The 23,591-nt window shown below is 32.1% G+C and carries 18 protein-coding genes; 7 read left to right on the forward strand and 11 right to left on the reverse strand.

Annotation, left to right across the window (positions count from 1 at the left end):
* Positions 1–3: 3 nt before the first annotated feature.
* Positions 4–768 carry an exodeoxyribonuclease III gene (locus Q4487_RS11090; RefSeq protein WP_303541993.1) on the reverse strand — a complete coding sequence of 255 codons (765 nt, stop codon included), beginning with the start codon at positions 766–768 and terminating at the stop codon, positions 4–6.
* A gap of 125 nt (positions 769–893) precedes the next feature.
* On the opposite strand from Q4487_RS11090, the gene Q4487_RS11095 reads away from it, so the two are divergent.
* Positions 894–1,412 (forward strand): hypothetical protein, encoded by a 519-nt coding sequence (locus Q4487_RS11095; RefSeq protein WP_303541992.1) that lies wholly within the window; start codon positions 894–896, stop codon positions 1,410–1,412.
* A gap of 79 nt (positions 1,413–1,491) precedes the next feature.
* On the opposite strand, the gene Q4487_RS11100 is transcribed toward Q4487_RS11095, so the two are convergent.
* Both Q4487_RS11100 and Q4487_RS11105 read right to left on the reverse strand, forming a co-directional pair.
* A complete protein-coding gene (locus tag Q4487_RS11100; RefSeq protein WP_303541991.1) occupies positions 1,492–3,033 on the reverse strand; it encodes a glycine--tRNA ligase in 1,542 nt (513 codons plus the stop codon).
* Between the two features lie 36 nt (positions 3,034–3,069).
* On the reverse strand, positions 3,070–3,966 hold the full coding sequence (locus Q4487_RS11105) for a hypothetical protein (RefSeq protein ID WP_100894620.1): 897 nt from the start codon (positions 3,964–3,966) through the stop codon (positions 3,070–3,072).
* An 85-nt stretch (positions 3,967–4,051) separates the two neighbouring features.
* Here Q4487_RS11105 and Q4487_RS11110 point away from each other — a divergent pair, with 85 nt between their 5' ends.
* On the forward strand, positions 4,052–4,696 hold the full coding sequence (locus Q4487_RS11110; protein WP_100894621.1) for a ComF family protein: 645 nt from the start codon (positions 4,052–4,054) through the stop codon (positions 4,694–4,696).
* Positions 4,697–4,743: 47 nt separating this feature from the next.
* On the forward strand, positions 4,744–6,354 hold the full coding sequence (locus Q4487_RS11115) for an Ig-like domain-containing protein (protein WP_303541990.1): 1,611 nt from the start codon (positions 4,744–4,746) through the stop codon (positions 6,352–6,354).
* Here the strand turns inward: Q4487_RS11115 and Q4487_RS11120 are convergent.
* Complete coding sequence (locus Q4487_RS11120; RefSeq protein WP_303541989.1) at positions 6,332–7,120, reverse strand: nitrilase family protein; 789 nt, start codon at positions 7,118–7,120, stop codon at positions 6,332–6,334. The two genes, Q4487_RS11115 and Q4487_RS11120, sit on opposite strands and share 23 nt — an antisense overlap.
* A gap of 144 nt (positions 7,121–7,264) precedes the next feature.
* Between Q4487_RS11120 and Q4487_RS11125 the strand changes: the two genes are divergently transcribed.
* The 3 genes from Q4487_RS11125 to Q4487_RS11135 all read left to right on the forward strand — a co-directional run bounded on the left by Q4487_RS11125 (position 7,265) and on the right by Q4487_RS11135 (position 10,674).
* Complete coding sequence (locus tag Q4487_RS11125) at positions 7,265–7,870, forward strand: DinB family protein (RefSeq protein WP_303541988.1); 606 nt, start codon at positions 7,265–7,267, stop codon at positions 7,868–7,870.
* A 195-nt stretch (positions 7,871–8,065) separates the two neighbouring features.
* Positions 8,066–10,264 (forward strand): PAS domain S-box protein, encoded by a 2,199-nt coding sequence (locus tag Q4487_RS11130; RefSeq protein WP_303541987.1) that lies wholly within the window; start codon positions 8,066–8,068, stop codon positions 10,262–10,264.
* Positions 10,265–10,269: 5 nt separating this feature from the next.
* On the forward strand, positions 10,270–10,674 hold the full coding sequence (locus tag Q4487_RS11135) for a response regulator (RefSeq protein WP_303541986.1): 405 nt from the start codon (positions 10,270–10,272) through the stop codon (positions 10,672–10,674).
* Here the strand turns inward: Q4487_RS11135 and Q4487_RS11140 are convergent.
* Positions 10,671–12,023, reverse strand: coding sequence for a DUF5689 domain-containing protein (locus tag Q4487_RS11140; RefSeq protein ID WP_303541985.1), 1,353 nt, complete (start codon positions 12,021–12,023; stop codon positions 10,671–10,673). The two genes, Q4487_RS11135 and Q4487_RS11140, sit on opposite strands and share 4 nt — an antisense overlap.
* 1 nt (position 12,024) lies before the next feature.
* Entirely contained in the window at positions 12,025–14,757 is a 2,733-nt protein-coding gene (locus Q4487_RS11145) for a TonB-dependent receptor (RefSeq protein ID WP_303541984.1), read from the reverse strand.
* A gap of 112 nt (positions 14,758–14,869) precedes the next feature.
* On the opposite strand from Q4487_RS11145, the gene Q4487_RS11150 reads away from it, so the two are divergent.
* On the forward strand, positions 14,870–15,895 hold the full coding sequence (locus Q4487_RS11150; RefSeq protein ID WP_100894628.1) for an endonuclease/exonuclease/phosphatase family protein: 1,026 nt from the start codon (positions 14,870–14,872) through the stop codon (positions 15,893–15,895).
* A gap of 166 nt (positions 15,896–16,061) precedes the next feature.
* Here Q4487_RS11150 and Q4487_RS11155 read toward each other — a convergent pair whose 3' ends face one another.
* From Q4487_RS11155 to pgi, 5 genes are all read right to left on the reverse strand, one after another.
* On the reverse strand, positions 16,062–16,499 hold the full coding sequence (locus tag Q4487_RS11155) for a hypothetical protein (RefSeq protein ID WP_303541983.1): 438 nt from the start codon (positions 16,497–16,499) through the stop codon (positions 16,062–16,064).
* 59 nt (positions 16,500–16,558) lie between these two features.
* A complete protein-coding gene (locus Q4487_RS11160) occupies positions 16,559–17,932 on the reverse strand; it encodes an endonuclease (protein ID WP_303571888.1) in 1,374 nt (457 codons plus the stop codon).
* Positions 17,933–18,079: 147 nt separating this feature from the next.
* Entirely contained in the window at positions 18,080–19,213 is a 1,134-nt protein-coding gene (locus Q4487_RS11165) for a hypothetical protein (RefSeq protein WP_303541981.1), read from the reverse strand.
* A gap of 19 nt (positions 19,214–19,232) precedes the next feature.
* A complete protein-coding gene (locus tag Q4487_RS11170) occupies positions 19,233–21,767 on the reverse strand; it encodes a TonB-dependent receptor (protein ID WP_303541980.1) in 2,535 nt (844 codons plus the stop codon).
* Positions 21,768–21,942: 175 nt separating this feature from the next.
* Positions 21,943–23,589, reverse strand: coding sequence for a glucose-6-phosphate isomerase (gene pgi / locus Q4487_RS11175; RefSeq protein ID WP_303541979.1), 1,647 nt, complete (start codon positions 23,587–23,589; stop codon positions 21,943–21,945).
* Between the last annotated feature and the right edge of the window lie 2 nt (positions 23,590–23,591).

The raw sequence follows: 23,591 nt of genomic DNA on the forward strand, positions 1-23,591 counted from the left end.
TGTTTATTTATTTAGCTCTACTAAAATTGGACAATGGTCACTGTGTTTAGCTTCCTTTAAAATAACAGCTCTTTTTAAGCGATTTTCAAGGGTTTTACTCACCATAGCATAATCTAGTCGCCAACCTTTGTTATTATTTCTTGCGTTAGCTCTATAGCTCCACCAAGAGTAGTTGTGTGGCTCTTTATTAAAATGCCTAAAACTATCTATAAATCCGCTCTCCATAAAATTCCCAATCCACTCGCGTTCTACAGGTAAAAATCCAGATACGTTTTTGTTGCGCACAGGATCGTGTATGTCTATTGCCTCATGGCATATATTATAATCTCCTAATACAATAATATTAGGTTTGTCTTTTTTTAAGTCATTAATATAGGTCTGAAAATCGTCCATATATTTTAACTTAAAATCTAAGCGAGCTAAGTTAGTACCAGATGGTAAATACATACTCATTATAGAAACGTCTCCAAAATCTGCTCTAATATTACGTCCTTCAAAATCCATATAATCTATTCCTGTACCGTACTCTATATGGTTTGGCTCTGTTTTAGATAATATTGCAACACCGCTATAGCCTTTTTTTTGAGCACTATACCAGTAATTGTAGCTATAACCAGCTTCTTCAAATAAAGACAAATCTAACTGTTCTTTTAAGGCTTTTATTTCCTGAAGGCATATAACGTCTGGGTCTGTAGTGGTAAGCCAATCTATAAAACCTTTATTAATTGCTGCGCGAATACCATTAACGTTATAGGATACTATTTTCATTATATAGAATTAAAAAGTTAAAAATAGAAAAAACAAAGGGTTCTATGAAAAATGAATGAGAGAGATTCTTACAAAAAGTTCTATTTTTGCAAATTGAAAAATGAGAATTAGAAAACACTAACATTATGAAAAAAGGATTATTAGTAGTATTATTTTTATTGGGAGCCAAAATGGTATCTGCCCAAGCTTACTCTAATTTTGATAAAAACCAAGAAGTTAAATTTAATATAGGAATGTTTTTAGCAACAACTTCTGCAGAGTTTGGATACGAGTATTTTTTAGGAGATGATACAAGTGTTGGTGCAATTCTTCATTTTGATGGTGACGGTGAAGATTATAACGGTAGCTTTGGATTTGGACCTAATTTTAGGGCTTACTTTGGAGATATGCCAAGAAGTGGTGCATTTGCAGAAGCTTTTGGATTATATATAAAGGGAGAAAAAAAGTATAATGAAATGGGATCTAGAATTATTGGCGATTATAGTAATGTTGCCCTAGGTCTTGGTGGAGGTTATAAATGGGTTACGCGTAGTGAGCGTTTTACACTAGAACTTAATGGTGGTTTTGGTAGAAACATTAACCCTAAAGATTTTCAGGACGATTTTATTTTTAGAGCAGGGTTATCTGTAGGTTTTAGATTTTAGCAATTACAATTTATTATAAAAAAAAGAGCTCACTACTGGCAAATGCTATAGTGAGCTCTTTTTATTATCAACTTAAAAATTATATTTTTTTAAGCCATCCTTTCATAGATACCTCTGCGTCTATAATAGATTTTAAGTCTGTAATGGCAACACGTTTTTGCTCCATAGTATCTCTATGGCGTATAGTTACAGTTTTGTCTTCTAAAGTTTGGTGATCTACAGTAATACAAAAAGGAGTACCATTAGCATCTTGTCTTCTGTAACGACGACCAACAGCATCTTTTTCATCATAAATTACTTTAAAATCCCATTTTAAGTCTTCTATAATTTCTTTAGCTACATCTGGTAAGCCATCTTTTTTAACAAGTGGTAAAATAGCAGCTTTGGTAGGTGCTAACACTGCAGGTAATTTAAGAACAGTTCTAGTAGATCCGTTTTCTAATTCTTCCTCTACTAAAGAGTTAGAGAAAACTGCTAAAAACATACGATCTAAGCCAATAGAGGTTTCTACAACATATGGTACGTAACTTTCGTTAATTTCGTGATCAAAATATTGTAATTTTTTACCAGAATGCTTCTCGTGACTACTTAAATCAAAATCTGTTCTAGAGTGTATACCTTCTAGCTCTTTAAATCCAAAAGGGAATTTAAACTCTATATCTGCTGCTGCATCTGCATAATGAGCTAGTTTGTCATGATCATGAAAACGGTAGTTTTCTTCACCTAAGCCTAAAGATAAATGCCATTTAATACGGTTTTGTTTCCAAGCCTCGTACCATTCTTTTTGTGTGCCAGGGCGTACAAAAAATTGCATTTCCATTTGTTCAAACTCACGCTGACGAAAAATAAATTGTCTTGCAACAATCTCGTTTCTAAATGCTTTTCCTATTTGGGCAATACCAAAAGGAATCTTCATACGTCCAGTTTTTTGTACGTTTAAGAAGTTTACAAATATACCTTGTGCTGTTTCTGGTCTTAAGTAAAGGTCCATTGCACTGTCTGCAGAAGCCCCCAATTTTGTACCAAACATTAAGTTAAACTGCTTAACGTCTGTCCAGTTTTTAGATCCAGATACAGGGCAAACAATATCTAACTCTTCTATTAAACTTTTTACGTCTGCTAAATCTTCATTTTCTAAAGATTTACCCATTCTAGATAAAATAGTATCTATTTTTTCTTGGTAACCAACAACACGTGGGTTAGTAGTAATAAATTCTTGCTTGTTAAAAGCATCACCAAAACGTTTAGCAGCTTTGGTAACTTCTTTATTTATTTTGTTTTCTATTTTAGCGCAGTAGTCTTCAATTAAAACATCTGCTCTATATCTTTTTTTAGAATCTTTGTTGTCTATTAACGGGTCATTAAATGCATCTACGTGTCCAGATGCTTTCCAAACCGTTGGGTGCATAAAAATAGCAGAGTCTATACCAACAATGTTATCGTGCAATTGCACCATTGCTTTCCACCAGTATTGTTTAATGTTATTTTTTAATTCTGCTCCGTTTTGTGCGTAGTCATATACAGCACTTAAACCATCATATATTTCACTAGATTGAAACACGTAACCGTACTCCTTTGCGTGAGATATAACCTTTTTAAATTTGTCTTCTTGATTTGCCATATGGCAAAAATAGAACTTTAGTGTTAATAGATTGAATTATTTTAATTCAAATTCTATAGAAGAAAGTAATTTTTGTTCTTCAAAAACATTTAAAGTATATATACCTGGCTTTAAAGAACCAGACGGTAATTTAATATGCTCACAAATTTCTTCGTTTATACCAGTGTAAATAATATCTACAGCTTTACTATACTCGTTTCCGTCTACGTTTATAATATTTGCGTTATTAGAAATTACTTTTTTGTTAGGATCTAAAAACTGTAGGTATAGTCTTTTTTCTATATTAATGTCATTAGGGTTGCCACTAATAGTTGTACAGGCTCTAAGTTTAGATATTAGGTTTGCTTTGTTTGTATTAATATCTCTTCCATTACGCACTCTAAAAGCTAAAGACTCTGTGCTTCTTATTTTTAAATAGGTCTTATTTTTAAGCTCTTTATTTAATTTGTTGTTAGCATCTTTTAGGTCTTCTTCATTTTGTGATGCAGCAAGAGCTTGTGCTTTGTATTGGTCTGCTCTTTTTTTAGCATTCTGCACACTTTCGCTTAAAACAACGTTATTGTATTTTAAAGAATTATACTTAATATTTAAACTGTCATATTTAAGTTGCCATCTACGTAATTCTCTTTTGTTTTGATCGTACTTATTACTGTCAAAATTTAGCTGTCCAATAGAGTCTAATAATCTAGATACATCACTATTTGCAACATCTAAATCTATCTTGTTAACTTCTACTTCAGAAGATAAACTTTCTATATTAGCTTGCATATTGGCAAGCTTATCTGTAAGCATTTTTTTCTCTCGCTCTAAATAGCTTATGTTGCTGTTGGACTGTGCATTGCTATAGTAAAAAGCAATTAAGATACCCAGTATCACGGCCGCAAGCGCAGCTATAATCACTTTGTATTTTAAATTGTTATCTTGTGAGTCCATTGGAAGTTGGAGGTAATTTTAAGTAGGGTTAAATTTGGGGCATTACAAGTTGTCAAATATACTAAATCATATCAATAAAATACTAATGCCCTTAGGGTGTTTTGGATGTAATACACCTTTGCGTAAAGGTGAACGATTAATTTGTACCGTTTGTCGAAATCAGTTACCTCTTACCGAGTACAATTTCACTGATGAAAACCCAATTGACCGTATTTTCTATGGTAGAATTAATGTTAAAAAGGTTAATTCTTTCTTATTTTTCACAAAAAATGGGGTTGTAAAAAACATTATTCATCATTTAAAATATAAAAATCAGCAACAGATTGGAACTTTTTTTGGACGTTGGTACGCGCAATTAATAAAAGAACGCTTAGATATAGATATTGTTGTGCCAGTGCCTTTACATAAGAAAAAATTAACAAAAAGAGGCTACAACCAAGTAACCTTATTTGGGCAAGAATTAGCAGAGCATTTAAATGCAGACTACCAAGAAGATGTGCTTTTTAAAACAGCAAATACCAGAACGTTAACTAAAAGAAATAGATTTGCAAGATGGAAAGTAAATCAGGATTTATACAAGCTAACTAATGAAGAAAATATAGCCGGAAAAACCATTTTGTTGGTAGATGATGTAATTACTACAGGAGCTACAATAGAAGCTTGCGCTACAGCATTAAATAAAGCAAAAAATGTTACAATTTATGTGGCAACAATTGCTGTAGTGCCATAGTTTTATGTTTGTGTAATTTGTTGTTTCTTTGTGCTAATATTTAGGCTATGGCAAGACGTATTTTAAGCTTTCTTTTTTTAGGATTAGTTGTATTTGCATTTATGCAATGTGCAAGAAGAGGAACGCCGTCTGGTGGACCCAAAGATATTACACCTGCAGAGTTAATTAGTGCTACACCTGCAAATAGGAGCATCAATTTTAAATCTAAAACCATTAAGCTAGAGTTTAATGAGTATATAAAGCTAAAAGATATACAAAAGCAGCTTATAGTTTCTCCGCCTTTAAAATATCAGCCAGATATTACACCACAAGGGTCTGCAAGCAAATACATAGAGATTAAAATAAAAGATACTTTAAAAGAGAATACAACGTATACTTTTAATTTTGGACAAAGTATAGAAGATAATAATGAGGGAAACCCAAGTAGTTTTTTAAGTTATGTTTTTTCTACAGGAGATTACATAGATTCTTTAAGTATATCTGGAGTAGTAAATGATGCATTTAAGCAAAAGGTAGATGAGTTTGTGAGTGTAATGTTGTACAAGGTAGACAGTACTTATACAGACTCTATTGTGTATAAAGAGCCTCCATATTACATTACCAATACGCTAGATAGTACTAATATATTTTCTTTAAAAAACTTAAAAGAAGGTAGATATGCATTGTTTGCTTTAAAAGATGAAAGTAATAACAATATGTTTGATCAAGGTATTGATAAAATAGCATTTTTAGACCATTTTATTAACGTGCCAACAGATTCTATTTATGTGTTAGATTTGTTTAAAGAGGTGTCAGATTTTTCAGTTTCTGTGCCAAGTTATGCAGCAAAAAACAAAATATTATTTGGGTATAAGGGAGATGGTAGTGACATTAGGATAGAAAGACAAAGTTACTTGCCAGATAGTGTAAAAACTAAAGTAACCAAAGAGGTAGATAAAGACACATTAAATTATTGGATAAGTCCTTTTAAAGCAGATTCTCTAATTTTTAATGTAATTAGCGATCGCCAAAAAACTAGAGATACGTTTATTGTAAAATCTAGAAAACTGGCTGTAGATTCTTTAAAGTTTAATGCAGTTGCTAATAAAAAAATAAGTTTAGAAAATCAGTTTTGGGTGTCAGCAAATATTCCAATTAAGGCCATAGATACATCAAAAATTAAGATAGTAGATAAAGATACTATTCCGGTTTCTGTGCCAATTAGTTTAGATACTGTAAAAAACAGGTTAAATTTTGATATGGTTGTACCATTAGAAAACCAATACAGTATTACATTATTACCAGAAGCAGTTACAGATTTTTTTAATGCAGTAAACGACACTATACAATACAGAGTATCTTTTGTAGACCCTACTGAAAATAGTTTGCTAACAGTTACATTATCTGGCGAGGTAACTTACCCAGTAATTGTACAATTGGTAGATGAGTCTGGTAAATTAATAAGAGAGCAATTTGCCACAGAGCCAAAGTCATTGGTGTACAAAAACGTTAAACCAGGAAAATGCCAAATTAGAGTTATAGAAGATACTAATGGGAACCAAAAATGGGATACAGGTAGTTATCTAAACAAGCGTTTTGCAGAAAGAGTTAGTTATTCTCCGTCTATAGAGCTAAGAGCCAATTGGGAGGAAACGTTTAATTTTCAAATTGTAAGGTAAACGCATCTCTATCTTCTAAAAATTTTAATTTAGTACGTGTTTCTGCAATGTGTTGCTTGTGTAAAACGGTATGTATTATTTCTTCTGTTGTAGAAAAACAAAGCTCTTTGCCTAATGTATCATAAACAGCAGAATGTCCTGTGTATTCATAATTAAAATTGTCTGTGCCAACTCTATTTACGCCAATACAATAGCTCATATTTTCTATAGCTCTTGCCTTTAGTAATGTATCCCAGGCAGCAATACGTTGTTTAGGCCAATTGGCTACATATAGCAATATGTCATAATCTTTGGTGTTACGAGCCCATACAGGAAACCTGAGATCATAACAAACTAACGGGCAAATTTTAAACCCTTTGTAATCTACTATTAGTTTTTTACTTCCAGCTTTGTATACTTTGTCTTCACCAGCTAATGTAAATGTGTGTTTTTTGTTATAGGTTTGGAAAGTGCCATTTGGAAAAACAAAAAATAAGCGGTTGTAAAAGTTATCATCTTCAAAAAAGGGAATACTACCTGTAATGGCAGTTTGTTTTTCTTTAGCAATGTCTTGCATCCAATTTAAGGTTTTTGGTCCCTCATTTTTTTTAATGTTACTAGGAGTCATAGTAAAACCTGTAGTAAACATCTCAGGCAAAATAATAAGGTCCGTAGCATTTGTTATTGCTTTAATTTTGTTTGATAACAAACTTCTGTTTTCTTCGGGATTTTCCCATACAATAGGTGTTTGTACTAGTGTAATGTGCAAAGAGTTATAAGAGCTCATTTATATTATTTTTTTTAACTGATGATGTACTAGTATAAAAGTACTACTTTTAATATGAAAAAGTGTGTTGGTTTTTATGCCTACAACGGTAATTTAATCAGATTAAGAACGACAAACAACACGCAACTAAAAACAATCAAAAAAATGAAGAAAGCAGTTTACGTAGTGTTAGCATTGCTATTATTAAGTTTTATACCAGCAAAGCAAGGATTAAACAATGCAGACAAGGAATTAGTGGTTACAGAAATGACCAGAACTAGTAAAAAATTATTAAAAAAAATTAAGGGTTTAAGCGAGGCTCAGTTAAATTTTAAAGCAAGCCCGGAGTCTTGGTCTGTAGCGGAGTGTGTAGAGCATATTGCAATATCAGAAACTAATATTTTTGGAGCAGTAGAAAAAGCATTAAAAACACCTGTAGATACATCTAAAAAGTCTAAATCTACAATTACAGATGATGAGGTTATGAATGTAATGCTAAACAGAACTAATAAAATTAAAGCACCAGAAACTTTTAAACCAAGCGGTAAGTTTGGGAGTCATAAAGAAACCGTTAAAGCTTTTCTTTCTAAAAGAAAGGAGAACATTAAATATGCAAAAAAGACAAAAAATAATTTAAGAGGTCACTACGCACAAATGGCTTTTGGAACTTTAGACGGAGTGCAGTTAATGGTATTTATTGCAGCACACTCAGAAAGGCACACATTGCAAATTGAAGAAATAATGAGCAATAAAAACTTTCCTAATAAATAGTTAAATAGTACAAAAAGTTGACTATAAATAAGGCTGTGTTTTTCTTAAAAACACAGCCTTATTTTGTTTAAAAGCTTGATTTTTATGTTATCTGTGTTATTTTTCATCATTTTTGCATCAATTAGTAGATTTTAAAGAAAGTTATTTCTTACTTGTCTGGAAATAAGCTATATTTAAATTAAAGAGAGATAAATTTTGCAGAAAACACAGATAAACTTATTCATAGATGATGCACCCATAGAAATGGGTGTACTAGATGTTAATATGCATTTTGTTAAATGCTCTAAACTTTGGTTAAATAAAATAGCTAAAAGTGAGAAGGAGATTATTGGCAAATCTTATTATGAAGTTTTTCCAGACACTACTGAAGAAATAAAAAAGATACACGAGTATTGTTTAAAAGGTAGTTATATAAGTTTTGAGGGAGAAAAGATTTTAAGTAGTACGGGAAAGGTACAATGGTTTAATTATAAAATTAACTCTTGGAAGAATGAAAAAGGAAAAGTAGGAGGCCTAATAATTGTTAGAGAAGATATTTCTAATAGACGTAATGAAGAAGAGTATCGCCTAAAGGCTCAAGAAATAGCAAATATTGGTGGTTGGGAAGTAAATTTAGTGAATAATGAGGTGTACTGGACTAGTATTACCAAAGAAATACATGGCCTGGATGATAGTTACGTTCCTACCTTAGAAAGCGGAATTAACTTTTATAAAGAAGGGTACCATAGAGAAAAAATTGTACTACTAATTAGTGATGCCATTGGTAAAGGAATTCCTTGGGATGTAGAGCTTATAATAGTAACCTCTACAGGAATAGAAAAGTGGGTGCGGGCAATTGGTAAAGTAGAATATATAAATGGTAAAGCTGTTAAGTTAACAGGAACTTTTCAGGATGTTGACACTAAAAAAAGAGCAGAGTTAGCTCATTTTGAAACTCAAAAAAGATTAAATATAGCAACCAAAACAGCAAATATTGGTGTTTGGGACTATGACCTATTTAAGCAAGAATTAAGTTGTGACAACGCAACTCTTTTGTTGTATGAGAGTAAAAAAGAAAATACAAATAACTTGTATAAATCTTGGAAAAATAGATTGTTAGAAGAAGATAGGGAAAGGGTTGTTAATGAAATGTATTATGCAATACAAAATAAAGATGAATTTAATACAGAGTTTAGAATTAAGCTTAAAAGCGGAAAAATAAAATATATAAAATCTATAGCACAACTTCATAAAGACCCAAATACTGGAGCAATTAAAATGATAGGCGCCAATTGGGATATTACAGAGTATAAAAATACCGTGTTAAAGTTAGATAAAAGAAAAGAGTCTTTTGCAGGGGTTTTTAATAACTCATCTGTAGGTATGGCTTTAATTGGTTTAGATGGTAAGTGGTTAAAAATAAACAAAAGTTTATGCAGTAGTTTAGGGTACAAGCAAGAGGAGTTGTTGGAGTTAACTTTTCAAGATGTAACACATCCAGATGATTACTTAACAGACTTAAATTTGTTAGATGAACTTATAGCTGGGAAAATTGATAACTATCAAATTGAAAAAAGATATTTTCATAAAAAAGGCCATACAGTCTATGTAATTTTATCTGTTACAAAAGTTACTAAAATAGATGGTAGTATATCTCACTTTATATCTCAAGTAGTAGATATTACGTCTCGTATAGAGGCAGAAAATAAAGTAAAAGCAGTTTTAAAGATTACTGCAGATCAAAATGAAAGTCTAACCAATTTTGCACATATTGTCTCTCATAATTTAAGATCGCACTCTACAAATTTATCAATGCTTACAGGGTTTTTAATAAATGAAACAGATCCAGAAGAAAGAGCTAATTTAATAAATATGTTAAATGAATCTTCTGACAGTTTAGATGAAACTATTACGCATTTAAATGAAGTAGTTAGTGTTAAGCTTAATGTGCTTGGTAAGTTAGAAGGTGTAAGGTTGTTAGAAACTTTTGATTCTGTTAGAAAAAGTATTATTGCATTGTTAAATGAAAATGATGTAATACTAAACATACGCATTCCTAAAGAGTATTTGGTTAATGCAGTGCCTGCATATTTAGAAAGTATTTTGTTAAACTTACTTACAAATAGTATTAAATACAGTTCTCCAAAAAGAAGATTGGTTGTAGATATAAAAGCAAAAAGGGAAAGAGACAAAATAAAATTGACTTTTTCTGATAACGGCTTAGGTATAGATATGAAAAGGCATAAAGACAAAATTTTTGGAATGTATAAAACTTTTCACAAACACAAAAAATCTAAAGGTATTGGTCTTTTTATAACTAAAAGCCAAATAGAGGCAATGAACGGAAAAATAGAAGTAGAAAGTTCTGTAGATATTGGCACCACCTTTACACTATATTTTAATTGTTTTAAATAAATTATATGAATAAAATTTTTAGCGCTTGCATCATAGATGATGATCCAATATTTGTGTATGGAACAAAGCGTATAATGAAAGAAGTAGGCTTTACTGAAAAAATTGAAGTTTTTGAAAACGGATTAGATGCTATTGAAGAATTAACAAGGCAATCTACCATAGAAAAAACTCTTCCAAGATTAATATTTTTAGATCTTAATATGCCAATTATGAATGGCTGGGAGTTTTTAGATGATTTTGTAAAAATACCTGAAGCTATTAGGCAAAATGTGGTTATATACATTGTTAGTTCATCTATAGACCCTAGAGACATAGAAAGAGTAAAAACTTATGATATTGTTACAGATTATATTTTAAAGCCGGTTACTCCAAAGGATTTAAAAAACATGTTAGACGATATGGTAAACTAGCGTTCTCCAGGTGAAAAATCATCAGGAGCGTTTTGAGGCGTATTTATAGTGCCGTTATCACCGGTATCATTATATATGAGCCACTCTATAAAGTTGTAGCTACTAGAGCTTACGTTTATGTTTTGTTTGCGTTGTGCTTTACCATCTTCAAATTCATGATTTGTAGTAGAGCCATCTTCCCCCACAACGCCAAAAATATCTATAGTTGTTCCAAATGGATCTACTAATACTAGATTGTCATCTCCGTTAGAGTCGGCAACACTATTTTTACCAATACCTATATCTGGTAAAAAACCGTAAATATTAGTAAATTCATCTGCATTTGGTGAAATTACCAGTGTGCTCTTGGCGTCTATACTGTAACCAGTTAGGTCTAAGCTAGAGCTTATATCGGTGCTAGCATTGGTGTATCTGTTTATTTTCCAATTATTTAAATCTAATCTTTTGTCACTGGCGTTATATAGTTCTATAAACCTTGCTCCAATATTATTATCTGGGTCTGCAAGCTCTGAGAAGAAAATGGAGGTTGAAGTAAATTCTGTTACTATTGGAGGACAACGATCTTTGTCAAAATTTAAATCGGCTTTAGATCTAATTTTTAATTTTAGCTCATTATCATCTTCAATTAAAATAGCTGTGACATTACCATTTTTATGGGGCAGTATGTTAGTTGCAAAGTCTGCGTAGCCACTAGTAACAAGTTTTATTTGGTTTCCTTGGCAATCTTTAAGAGTGCGCTCTGTCTCCTCTTTGGATATTGCATAAGTTGTATTTAATTCCTCATCAATAAACTCTAAATTGTCTAATTTTATTAGTGTATTTGTAACACTAGAAGATAAGTTTTCTAAAGTAGTTTTTGTAGGTGTAATTTTTGTAGCACTGCAACTAGTGTATATATGTTCTTGCACTTGTAAGCTAGGTAGTCTGCCTACAGATTGGTTTCCAAATGATGTAAAAACACCACCAACCACAAATGCATTGCCTTTTTTTGCTAGGTATAAATTTTTTAATTTGATGATTACTTTACTGCCAAGTTTATATTGTAGATAATAATCTCGTAAGTCTACTAAAAACTGAATGCCAACTGTAGGGTTTTCTTCTTTGTTTTGAATATATATTGTTCCAAAAACGTTATTCTCTATGTCTGATGATATAATGTAGCCTTCAATAATTAAATCGTCTTGTATTTTAACAATAGCACCAGTGGTAATTGTTTCCAAATCTTTAAAAGAAATATTAGATACTAAATCTGTGCATTCTGGTTTAGGAGTATCAAAATCTTTGTCTTTTACACATCCTAAAATTAGGAGCGTGCAAATTATAATTATAATGTGTTTTTTCGACTTCATATTAAAAGCTAATTGCTAGGTTTAAAAAATATGTTCTTCCGTAACCATACCAATATTTTGTGCCAAATGAAGGAGTAGTACTTAAATTGTCTTGAGCCATCTGCCCGTAGTTGCCATTTCTGCTTTGTTCATATCCGCCTGTTTTAAAAACGGTATTAAAAACATTGTTTACACTGGCAAACACACTAACGTAATTGCCTTTTATAATCCAAGATTTACCACCAACTAGGTTAAGTAGGTAAAAATCGTCCATCTTTTTTTGGGCTAGTAATTTGGTTACATTTTCTTTGGTTGCATCCGGAAAAGGTTGTCCGGTATCTGGATCTAAGTAGAAGCTTTGTGTCCTAGTTATTGTAGATATATTGGCGTAATTATTTCCCATAAAATTTGCAGAGCCAGATATCCACCAATATTTTGGATCTCTATATTCTATTCCAAAAGCAAATGCTTTTTGTGGTCCTTGAGCTAATTTATAACCTTTAATGTTGCTTTCTCCTAAGTTGCTATATCCTTCTAAATTTATAGCGTCTTCAAAACTTTTAGTAGTGTCAAAATTAATACTAACATTTGGGTTGTTATTATAGGTGTAATTAGCTATTGCTGCAACACCAGTTACTTTAACAGCAGAGGATAGTTGGTACTCTAGTCCTATTTCTAAGCCAGTATGTTTTTTGTTAATGTTTGTGACTACTTCTTGCACAAAATCAGATCCTATGCCAGATTCTACAAAGAAAAAATTTACATCTGTTTCATTATTAAATAATGTGTAAAATGTAGAAATACGACCTGTTAGTTTTGGTAAGCGTATAAAATAATTTACATCAGCAGTTTTAATTTGTTGGTTGTCTATATTTGCTACAATATTATTATTTTCTCTAGGGTTAATAAAAGTATTTTGTATTGTTGGAGGCCTACTAATAAAAGCAAACTGACCATTAACCCAATGTCTGCCTGTTATTTTATAGGTAAAAGCACCTTTTATGTTTATGGCACTAAAATTAATTTTTTCACTTTTTCCAATAGATGTTTCAGGATAACGTTCGTTTTTAAATAAACCTTCTCTTTGGTAGTTTATAGTGTTAATGTTTGTGCTTAGTGAGGCATACCATTTTTTGTAGGTAGCTTTTATTTGTGTAAATGCGTTTAAATTATTTCCAGAGATACTGTAGTTGTAATTAAAAATATCGTTTTCTTTTTTATTTGTATTTCCATTTGCATCGTTATTAGTGTTAGAGAAAGTGTCAATATCTAAGTGGAATTCAGCTCCTAATAAATCTTCAATTTTGACATAATTATGAGAGTTGAGGTTTTTAAACATAATACCTGCGTCTAAACTAAAATGGCTATTAAGTTTAATATTTGCGGTAGTGTTAAATGTTACAGTTTTTTCTTCTGCAATATCATTATAAAAAACATAAGCAGCTTTTTTGTCTTCATAAGTTGTGTTTGCACTATAAATGTTTTTCCAATTAATTTGGGAATTTTGAATAAAAGATTCTCTAGCAGTTTGCGCACTTTCAAAATTAGCACCAATAGAACTATTTATATAAAAACTTGGTAAGTAACGGTAGTATGTAGCATCAGGATTAGGAGCGTTATAGTATCCTAGTCTACTTTTTTCATGAGGTCCAAATGTGTAGCTTATACCAGTATTTAATTTTATATTTCCTTTTTTGTATAAATGGTTAAACATAAAAATTGGTTGTGCTATTTTACGTTCTCTTGAGTTTCTAATGTTTCCGTTTTGAGTTCCCCAATACGGATTGTATTTTCTTCCTTTTAATAAAAAAACTTCTTCTGTAACAGCAGAAGACCTGCCTCTTCTGTTAGATGCTAGCATTGCGGTTGCGAGTAATGTATTATTTTTATTTAGTTTGTATTCTAAAGCTCCAAATAAAGAAAATGCATCGTATAAAGTTCCTTCTAAATATCCTTGTTTTGCCCATCGTCTAGAAGCAGATATGCTATAGGTTATTCCTTTTTTGTTAGTTGGTATGGTGTAGGAGGTCATTAATCGCCCAGCGTATGTTCTATTAGACGCAGAAAAAGAAACTCGTTTCCCAGGTCTCATTTTAGATGGTTGTGTATTTATATTGGTTGTGCCTAAAATACCTCCAAAGTTGTACTTTGCAGGTTGTAATCCGTAAGTAAACTGTTGGTTTCTTGTGGCGTCATTTAATCCACCCCAGTTATTCCATTGTGGTCTGCCATCGGTAAGGTTATTCATGACCATACCATTTATTAGCACATTGCTAAATTTGGAGTCATATCCTCTTACTCTAAAAAATGCTTGGCCAAAATCAAAAGCAGCTCTATTTAAAAATACATCTTTTGTAGCTTGTAATAGTCCAGAGGTAACAGTGCTATTCTCTTCTTCAGCCAGTGTAACTTCAGTTAAGGTAATTAAATTGTCTGTTTTTTCTAGTGTGATATCTTTTTGAAGGTAAATTGTTCCTAGATCAATATTTCTGTCAACAACAGAAATAGGCACTCTAATTTGAACGTATTCTTCTGCTGTAATTTTTATTGTATAATTTCCTTTCTCTATTAATAAGTTTAAGGTGTTTGAAGCTATGTTTACGAAGAGGTTTGTTTCTTCTATTTCTGCCTTACCATTTATATTTATTGTTTTATTTTGTTGGTCTAGAAGAGTTGCTTTTATAGTGTACTTTTCCTGGCCAATACAGACTTTTGATAATAGTAAAATAGATAAAATACTGAATAACAATCGCATAACTTTTGTGAAAATATGCTTTTTTAAGGAATTTTCCTTACTTTCATATTAAAATATGTTAATGTTTAGGTATATTATTTGTAAATTAAAATATTATTTATTGATATTATTAATGTTTACAATTGTTAATTGTTTTTCTCAGCAAGAAAGTAAATATAAGGTAAGGACTATTGCTTTTTATAATTTAGAGAACTTATTTGATACCATTAACGATCCTCATACTTTTGATGACGACCGTACACCGCTAGGAAAAGATAAATGGACAAGCGAAAGATATAGAGATAAGTTAATAAATATGTCTGGTGTGTTATCTGAAATAGGTAGTGAGCTCACAAAATCTTCCCCAGATGTAATTGGAGTTTGCGAAATAGAGAACGATTCTGTTTTAGTTGATTTAATTAATCAACCAGCTTTAAAAAATAAGGGATATGCAATTTTGCATTATAACTCACCAGATGAAAGAGGCATAGATGTAGCATTACTTTATAAAGAGCAAGTTTTTATGCCAACAACTTTTAAAAGTCATAGGTTGCTACTATTTAAAGAAAGCGGATATAGAGATTATACTAGAGATCAACTAATAGTTGGTGGTCTGTTAGATGATGAAGAGATTTATTTTATTGTAAACCATTGGCCATCCAGGAGTGGAGGGGAGGCACGTAGTAGACCAAACCGAATTGCAGCAGCAAAGCTAAATAAAAGAATTATAGACTCTGTACAGCGTTTAAATAAAGATGCAAAAATTATAAGTATGGGAGATTTTAATGATGACCCAATAAATAAAAGCTTTAAAAGAGTATTACGAGCAGAAGGTAAAATTAAGAAAGTTACAGATAGTGTTTTGTACAATCCTATGGAGGCTTTGTTTAAAAAAGGTGAGGGTTCTTTAGCGTACCGAGATAAGTGGAATGTTTTTGATCAAATTTACTTTACAGGTAATTTGGTAAATGAAAAAAGGGATACCTATTCTTTTTTTAAAGCTGCTATTTACTCGCCTTCTTATTTAACTACAACCTCGGGTAGGTATAAAGGATATCCTAAAAGAACATACTCTGGCGGTAGTTACACAGGTGGGTATAGTGATCATTTTCCTGTATATATTTATTTAATCAAAAAATACAGCAAAGAGACTAATTAGTTTGTTTTTCTTTTTTTTATTAAGTTGTTGATTTGCTATTATGTTGTTTGTATAGGGCTTTGCATCTTGTAAAAACATTTTTACAACAGTATTAACTACTATTTAAAAACAAAAAAACCAAGTGGTTTGTATCACTTGGTTTTTAATATAATGTTATGCTTCTATTTTAGAACCATTGTCCCCAAGGAATTCTACTTAGTAGGCATAATAAACCTAGTCCGTAAAAAATGGCTATTAGTTTAAATTTTTTAGCGCTCTCCATTACTTTTTTGTGCTTAGACCAACCAATTGTAATAAGTACTATTGCAATTATGTTTATAAATGGATGCTCTACAGCTAATAAGCGTGCAGTAGAACTCAACCCGCCCATTCCGTTAGTTTTAATAGCTCCAAAACCGTTAGGAGAAACAAAGAAAAGTATAACGCCAATTAGCAGTTGTATATGCGATAATATTAGCGCAAATAGGGAAACTCTTAAGTCTTTACTTAAGTTGAAATCTCTTTTAGCAAGCAAGCCAGAAACAGCATTTACAACAGCTAAAATTAAGATAGCTAATACTAAAAAGGCAAAGTAGGAGTGTAGGTTTAAAATTGTATCGTACATAGTAAATTGTTTAATTATAAAAGTAATAAAAATTAAGAATTTATAAGTGAGTTTTTAGTTTATTCCCACTTATTTTCCGCATTATCTCCTCCCCAAATTATTGTTGCCAAATACGGGTTGTCTATAAAAGGATTTCTATTTCCTTGTGCTTCTTCAATTACGTTGTTACGCTGAATTTCAAAGTTAGATACCGGATCTGCTATGTTCCAAGCTAAAAATAAATCTAAAGTTCCTACTTGTGTATAGTCTTCGTTGTATCTAATATTTAAATATAAAACCATACGTGCAACATCACCTCTCCAATCATCACCAGGATACCATTTGTTACCATCTACTAATTTGTAGTTACCAGATCCATCTGTATAAGCAAAATTACTTCTATCTTCATTTACAATAGCGTCACAAGAGCGTAAATGGTGCAAATCAGAAACTGCAATATTAGATCCTAATTTAGATTGAGGGAAAATATGTTCTGTATTAAAAGTTTGTGGCGAATGACTGTTAGAGCCAGACTGATATTCTCTGTGGTCTCTACTTTCACCAGAATACATTAAAATTACGTTGTCAGTTATAGTTTCATCTTCGTCTGCGTTATACAAATAATTGTGTCTTTGCCCATAAGATAAAATAGTTGTGTGTTTATTGGTGGTGTGCTCTTTTAAGGCGTTTAGTGTAACATCTGCATTGTTAGAAAAAGCAACGTTAGAGTAATATTCTTGTAATTCTGAAGGAATATTAAAACCTAGTTTTTCGGCAATTGTAATAGTAATTGTTGCTGTTGAGCACGTAGCATCAGGTTTGTCGTTATCACAAATGGTATATGTAAAAGAGTCACTACCAGTAAAGTTACTTTGTGGTGTGTAAACAATTTCTCCGTCACTATTAATTTCTACACTTCCACTAGCACTACTGCCGTCTACAGATGTTAATGTGGCATCATCAATAATACTGTCATTATCTAAAGCAGTTGTAATTGTGGTAGCTGTATTCTCTACAGTTGCGTAGGCATCATCTATGGCTACAGGGTCTCCTTCGTCTGTAATGGAAACTGTAACTGTTGCAGTAGAACAGTTTTGAGTTTCAGTTATATCGCAAATAGTATATGTGAATGTATCTACGCCTATAAAATCTGTTTTAGGAGTATATGTATATGTACCATTTTGGTTTTCTGTAATAGTGGCACCTCCGGTACTTGTAGCGTCAAAAGAAGTTATTTTGGCACCTACTCTAGAATCGTTTTCTAAAAGAGAACTTATAATTAACGCTTCATTTTCTATACCTGTTACTTCATCATCTACAGCAATTGGTTTGTTTACAGGAGTTGGGTCTGGGTCTGGTTGTTCTGTACCTCCGTCTGAGCTACTGCATCCTAACATAATAACTGATAATAGTATAGTGTATGCGTAGTTTTTAATATTTAAAATAGATTTCATCATCATCTCGTCTTAATAGTAAATTGATACTTTAAAATAATATTCTGCTAATTTAAGCTTTTTGTTTTTTTGATATTAAACTGTATTAATAAAAAAACCTCTATCTAAATACATAGATAGAGGTTAGTATATTAAAGTGGTAGTTTTCTATTGTAGAACGTATACACCACCTTCTAAAATAACATTCATAATCCAAACTTCGTTAGATCCAGAGTATATATTATATGATACTGAGAATTTTTGACCTTCTTCAGCGTTAGGGAAATTAGCTAGTAAAATAGTATTCATTTTAGCTAACCTAGCTTCAACTGTAGCATCATCGCTACCGTCTCTAACATCAAAGTTACCATATCTGTCATTGCCAACCAATGCATAATCTGCAGCAGTTAAAGTATACTTAATAGTGTTATCTGGAACCCAAGTAATACCATCGTGTGCAAACTGAATTGTTTCTGAGGTTACATCATTATACTTAGACCAAGTAGAACCATCATATATAAAGTTTGCTGTATAAGTAACAGTACCTCTAATGTCATTACCATCTGCATCTTCACCTACTTTTGTGTATAACTCGTAAGAGGCAACTGCAATATCACCAGCTTCTTTTGTTTCAAACTTAAAACGTTCTGGTAAAGTAACTGGTATTTTTAAAGCAGCTTCATCATCACTAGAAAAATTAGGGTAGCTTTCTCCCATTGCTTCGTATTCTGAAGGTGTAAAACCAGCAAATCTAGTCCACTCACCATTTTCAAATAAGAAACCATCTGTAAGTTCTGTAGAAGTACCTGCGTAGTACTCGTAACGTAATGATACAAAATCACCTTCTTCAGCAGCAGGGTATTCAGCAGCTAAGAAATCGAATATATGATCTTCATCAGAAAAATTACCGTAAGTTTCTCCTGTTATAACATTATGCTCTTCAGCTGTAAGCTCTCTAACTTCGGCTTCATAAGTTGGTATTTTATTATACCAATCAAAAGTCATTAAAGCAGTAGATGCTTGTTCAACTTCTATATCATTGTTATATGTAACTCCCCAAAATGGATAAGTTTCTGATAGGTAATTTGGTATTAATGCTTTTGCATCATCTACAGAACTAAAATTTGGATATTTAAATTCAAAAAAGTCAGTGTAATCATCAGCTGTAAAGGTGTACTCTAAATTTCCAATTTCTAAATCTTTAGCATTTAAAACATCTAACTCTTTGTTAATGTCTTCCATTGGATCGCAAGAGGTTAAAAATAACCCAATTGCGATTAGTGAATATATAATTTTTTTCATCTTGAATATGCTTTTTTAATTAAAATCTAATTTTTGTGCTTATGCTAAAAGTTCTTCCAAAACCATAGAAAACACTTGCTGTTAATGCATCGTGGTCACCACCATCTTGTGCATCTGCAATGTATCTTGTATCAAATACGTTATTCATTCTTAAAGTAATGGTAGTATCATATTCACCTAATTTAAAACCGTGTCTTAAACCAGCGTCAAATAAACCGTAATCTGGTACTTTCCAAGCTTCTGGTGTAGATGCATCTCCACGCTCACTAGGGTTGTAGCTAGCGTATAAGTTAGCGTAGTAGTTGTAATCTACAATAAAGTTGGTTTTTGGCATAACTTCATAGTTAAGTCCTAAAGCCATTGTAGTTTGTGCAGCATCACCAACACGTAAATCTTTAATGTAGATATCTACTGTATTAACTAAGTTTTGATCTTCATCAAAAATTTCTACATCTGTAACATTGTTTTGCCATCTCCAGTCTCCTAAAGAAGCCATACCTGTTATAGTTAACTCGTCTGTAGCTCTATATGTAAAGTCTAATTCTATACCTTGGTGTAATGCATTTACCCCTAAAATGTTAGCAGTACCTAACGTTCCGTCAGGATTGTTAAATGTAGCTGTTTCAGTTCTGTCATTCCAAGTAGTTCTGTAAATATTAAGGTTTGCAGCTAATTTTTCACTACGGTAACCGTATCCTATTTCAGCACTAAATATTTTTTGGTTTTCTGCATCTGGGTTTTGGTTTTCATTGTCAAATCCAACAAATACACCACCAAAGTTTGCAGCTTTTTCAAAGTAACCAATGTTAGCAAAAACATTATGGTTGTCATCTATATTGTAGTTAGCACCACCTTTTACACTATAACCTAAAAAGTTATATCTATCAGTTTTTTGATCAGGATCAGAATCTAAATAGTTAAAGTAATCTATTCTTTGGTATGATGTATTAGATATTGCAGTAGATAAAAATGCAGAAAGTTTGTCCTTAGAGTACTCTGCTTGTGCAAAGAAACCTTGCCAACCTACATTACCAACATTATGATACTGACGCTTGTCACCTACTTGTAGCCTAGCATTAGGGTTGTTTTCATTGTCATTATCTAAAGCATAGTTACCACCTAATAAATCTGTAACTTCAGAATAGTGATCACCAGTGTAATCTCTTAAATCAATACCTACTAATAAATCTAAGTTTTCAGTTAAAGAGTTTTTGTAAGTAGATAAAAACCCAAACCACTCGTGGTTGTTTATAGAAGCTCTTAAGTAGGCTTCAGAACCAAAACCTTGACGAGCATTATCACGGTTAATTTCTACAATATTATCAAGGTCTACTGGTTGATCAAAACCACCTAATCTAGTTTTAAATAAATCTGCGTTAGTACCAGCAGTACCACCACCGCCACCTTTACCCCAAGAGGCGTAAACAGCAGAAGATAAAATTGATTTATCATCTATATTCCAATAGTGGTTTAATGAAGTTTGAGATTTGTGGTAGAAGTTGTCTTCTATATGAGTAACTTGACCGTTTTTGTAACCCCAATCTGGGTTAAATCTAATACCACTTTCAGCATTTCTGTAAGTGTCAATAGAACTTCTATTTTGACGTTGACCGTGAGTTTGTGGTGCACCAAAAGAAGTTAAAGATAATTTGTGGTTATCATTAATCTGCTTAGAGATGTTTACAAAATAGTTAAAACCATTAAATTGTGTGCCGTCAACATAACCTTCACCAGTTGTTTTAGAAGCAGATACTGTAGCAGCAAATCCGTTATCCATTAAACCAGTAGATAAAGTAGCGCCATACTTTTGGTATCCGTCGTTACCAACACCACCAATAATGCTTCCACCTTTTTCTACGTCTGTAGTTTTAGATAAAATGTTTATAGTACCACCAATAGAAGGTACAGCTACTTTAGAAGCACCTAAACCTCTTTGTACCTGCATAGAAGAAGTAACGTCTGATAATCCAGCCCAGTTACTCCAGTATACTTTACCGTTTTCCATATCATTAACAGGAACACCGTTAATCATTACGGCAACATTCTCAGAGTCAAAACCTCTAAGGTTAATTCTACCGTCACCAAAGCCACCACCAGATTTAGTAGCGTATACACCAGGTGTAGATTTTAATACTTCAGGAAATTCTTGCGTTCCTAATTTTAGCTCAATGTCAGCAGCTTTAATTGTAGAAACAGCAACCGGAGTTTTTCTGTCTACAGCTACAGAAGCTACAATAACAACTTCTTCTAAAGCTTCTGCATCTGGCATCAACGTAATGTTACCTACATTTCCAACAGCGCTAAAGCTTACTTCTTTGGTAATGTATCCAATATAAGATACAACCAATACACCAGAGTTACTTGGGGCAGTAATAGTAAAGTTACCGTCAAAATCGGCAGCCATACCATTTGTAGTTCCTTTTACAACTACACTTGCTCCTGGTAGAGGTCCTCCTAAATCACCATCCAATATTTTACCAGTGATGGTTCCTTGAGAAAATGCGAATGCCGTACATAATAACATAACGACAAAAACGAAGTAATTTTTTTTCATTTTTCTTTTGTTCTTTAGTTTTTTTATTAACGGCACAAAAGTGTATAATTTATACTACTTGTACGTTAACAGAATGTTAAATCAGTTAACGCAAAAATAACATAAATTTATGTTAAAATGGCGTTGATAAACAATAAGTTATCAACGCCATTTTAATAATTTTAGTAAGATATTTCTATTGTTTAATCCCTTTTAGGATTTGCAATGTAGATGCATCGTGATTTTCGTTTTTGTCAGAATTTATGTCTTTTAGTATGGTGCTGGCTAATTGTTTTCCTAGTTCAACACCCCATTGATCATAGCTAAAAATATTCCAAATTATACCTTGAACAAATATTTTATGTTCGTAAAGAGCTATCAATTTTCCTAAACTTTTTGGAGTTAATTTGTCAATTAACAATGTAGTAGTTGGTTTATTTCCTTCAAAAACTTTAAAAGGGAGTAATTTTTCTATTTCTTCATTATTTAATCCTTTCTCTTTTAGTTCGGAAAGTACTTCTTCTTCAGTTTTTCCATTTAAAAGAGCTTCTGTTTGTGCTATAAAGTTAGCCATTAACTTGTTCTGGTGGTCTTTATCGCCAAATAATGATTCTTTAAAGCCTATGAACTCCGCAGGGATTATTTTAGTTCCTTGGTGAATTAGTTGAAAAAATGCGTGTTGAGAGTTTGTTCCTGGCTCTCCCCATATAATTGTTCCTGTTTGGTAAGTAACTTTGTCCCCGTTACGATCTACACTTTTTCCATTACTTTCCATTATACCTTGTTGCAAATAAGCAGAAAATCTACTTAGGTATTGAGAATAAGGAATTATAGCTTCGGTCTCTGCATTATAAAAATTGTTGTACCATATAGTTAGTAGAGCAGAAATAACTGGAATGTTCTCTGAAAACTCTGTGTTTTTAAAGTGCTCATCCATTTCATTAGCGCCCATTAGAAGACTATCAAAATTAGAGAACCCTACAGAAAGAGCTATACTTAAGCCAACTGCGCTCCATAAAGAAAAACGTCCTCCAACCCAATCCCACATAGGAAATACATTGTTGGCGTCTATGCCAAATTCTGCAATTTTTGCAGCGTTAGTAGATACTGCTGCAAAATGAAGTGCAATATCACTTTCTTTGGTTTTAAATTCTGGATTTAAAAACCATTTTTTTATAGTTGTAGCGTTGCTAAGTGTTTCTTGTGTAGTAAATGTTTTAGATACAACAACAAATAAAGTTGTTTCAGGATCTAGTTCTTTTAGTATTTGGTGTACGTGGTCACCATCTACATTGCTTACAAAGTGCATTTTTAAATGGTTTTTGTAAAACTTTAAAGATTCTACAACCATTGCAGGTCCAAGATCTGAGCCACCAATACCAATATTTACAACATCTGTAAATGCTTTACCTGTGTACCCTTTGCTATTACCAGATATAATACTCTCTGTATAGTTTTTAATTTTTTCTTTAACCTCGTAAATTTCTGGTATTACATTTTTACCGTCTACTAAAACAGAGTCAGATTCTTTTGCGCGTAATGCAGTGTGTAAAACGGCTCTTCCTTCTGTTTGGTTTATTGGCTCTCCTTTAAAGTAGCTTTTAATAGCGTCTTTTAAGTTCACTTGGTCTGCTAATTCTAATAAGTGTTTAACAGTCTCATCTGTAACTCTGTTTTTAGAATAATCAAACAAGAAATCCTTGTCTTTAATGGTTAATTTGTTAGCACGATTTTCATCGTTCTTAAACAAATCTTTAACCTTAAGATTTTTAGTGTTATTGTAGTTTTCTTGTAATTTTTGCCAAGCGGCAGTTGTAGTAGGGTTGGTGTTCTGTAATGCCATTA

It is taken from the genome of Cellulophaga sp. 3_MG-2023 (genome assembly GCF_030546975.1).
Taxonomy (GTDB): Bacteria; Bacteroidota; Bacteroidia; order Flavobacteriales; family Flavobacteriaceae; genus Cellulophaga.

Excerpts from the sequence above, each read along its gene's own strand:
- Q4487_RS11090 (WP_303541993.1), bottom strand. The coding sequence starts at position 768 with ATGAAAATAGTATCCTATAACGTTAATGGTATTCGCGCAGCAATTAAT.
- Q4487_RS11095 (WP_303541992.1), top strand. The coding sequence starts at position 894 with ATGAAAAAAGGATTATTAGTAGTATTATTTTTATTGGGAGCCAAAATG.
- Q4487_RS11100 (WP_303541991.1), bottom strand. The coding sequence starts at position 3,033 with ATGGCAAATCAAGAAGACAAATTTAAAAAGGTTATATCTCACGCAAAG.
- Q4487_RS11105 (WP_100894620.1), bottom strand. The coding sequence starts at position 3,966 with ATGGACTCACAAGATAACAATTTAAAATACAAAGTGATTATAGCTGCG.
- Q4487_RS11110 (WP_100894621.1), top strand. The coding sequence starts at position 4,052 with ATGCCCTTAGGGTGTTTTGGATGTAATACACCTTTGCGTAAAGGTGAA.
- Q4487_RS11115 (WP_303541990.1), top strand. The coding sequence starts at position 4,744 with ATGGCAAGACGTATTTTAAGCTTTCTTTTTTTAGGATTAGTTGTATTT.
- Q4487_RS11120 (WP_303541989.1), bottom strand. The coding sequence starts at position 7,120 with ATGAGCTCTTATAACTCTTTGCACATTACACTAGTACAAACACCTATT.
- Q4487_RS11125 (WP_303541988.1), top strand. The coding sequence starts at position 7,265 with ATGAAGAAAGCAGTTTACGTAGTGTTAGCATTGCTATTATTAAGTTTT.
- Q4487_RS11135 (WP_303541986.1), top strand. The coding sequence starts at position 10,270 with ATGAATAAAATTTTTAGCGCTTGCATCATAGATGATGATCCAATATTT.
- Q4487_RS11140 (WP_303541985.1), bottom strand. The coding sequence starts at position 12,023 with ATGAAGTCGAAAAAACACATTATAATTATAATTTGCACGCTCCTAATT.
- Q4487_RS11145 (WP_303541984.1), bottom strand. The coding sequence starts at position 14,757 with ATGCGATTGTTATTCAGTATTTTATCTATTTTACTATTATCAAAAGTC.
- Q4487_RS11150 (WP_100894628.1), top strand. The coding sequence starts at position 14,870 with ATGTTTACAATTGTTAATTGTTTTTCTCAGCAAGAAAGTAAATATAAG.
- Q4487_RS11155 (WP_303541983.1), bottom strand. The coding sequence starts at position 16,499 with ATGTACGATACAATTTTAAACCTACACTCCTACTTTGCCTTTTTAGTA.
- Q4487_RS11160 (WP_303571888.1), bottom strand. The coding sequence starts at position 17,932 with ATGAAATCTATTTTAAATATTAAAAACTACGCATACACTATACTATTA.
- Q4487_RS11165 (WP_303541981.1), bottom strand. The coding sequence starts at position 19,213 with ATGAAAAAAATTATATATTCACTAATCGCAATTGGGTTATTTTTAACC.
- Q4487_RS11170 (WP_303541980.1), bottom strand. The coding sequence starts at position 21,767 with ATGAAAAAAAATTACTTCGTTTTTGTCGTTATGTTATTATGTACGGCA.
- pgi (WP_303541979.1), bottom strand. The coding sequence starts at position 23,589 with ATGGCATTACAGAACACCAACCCTACTACAACTGCCGCTTGGCAAAAA.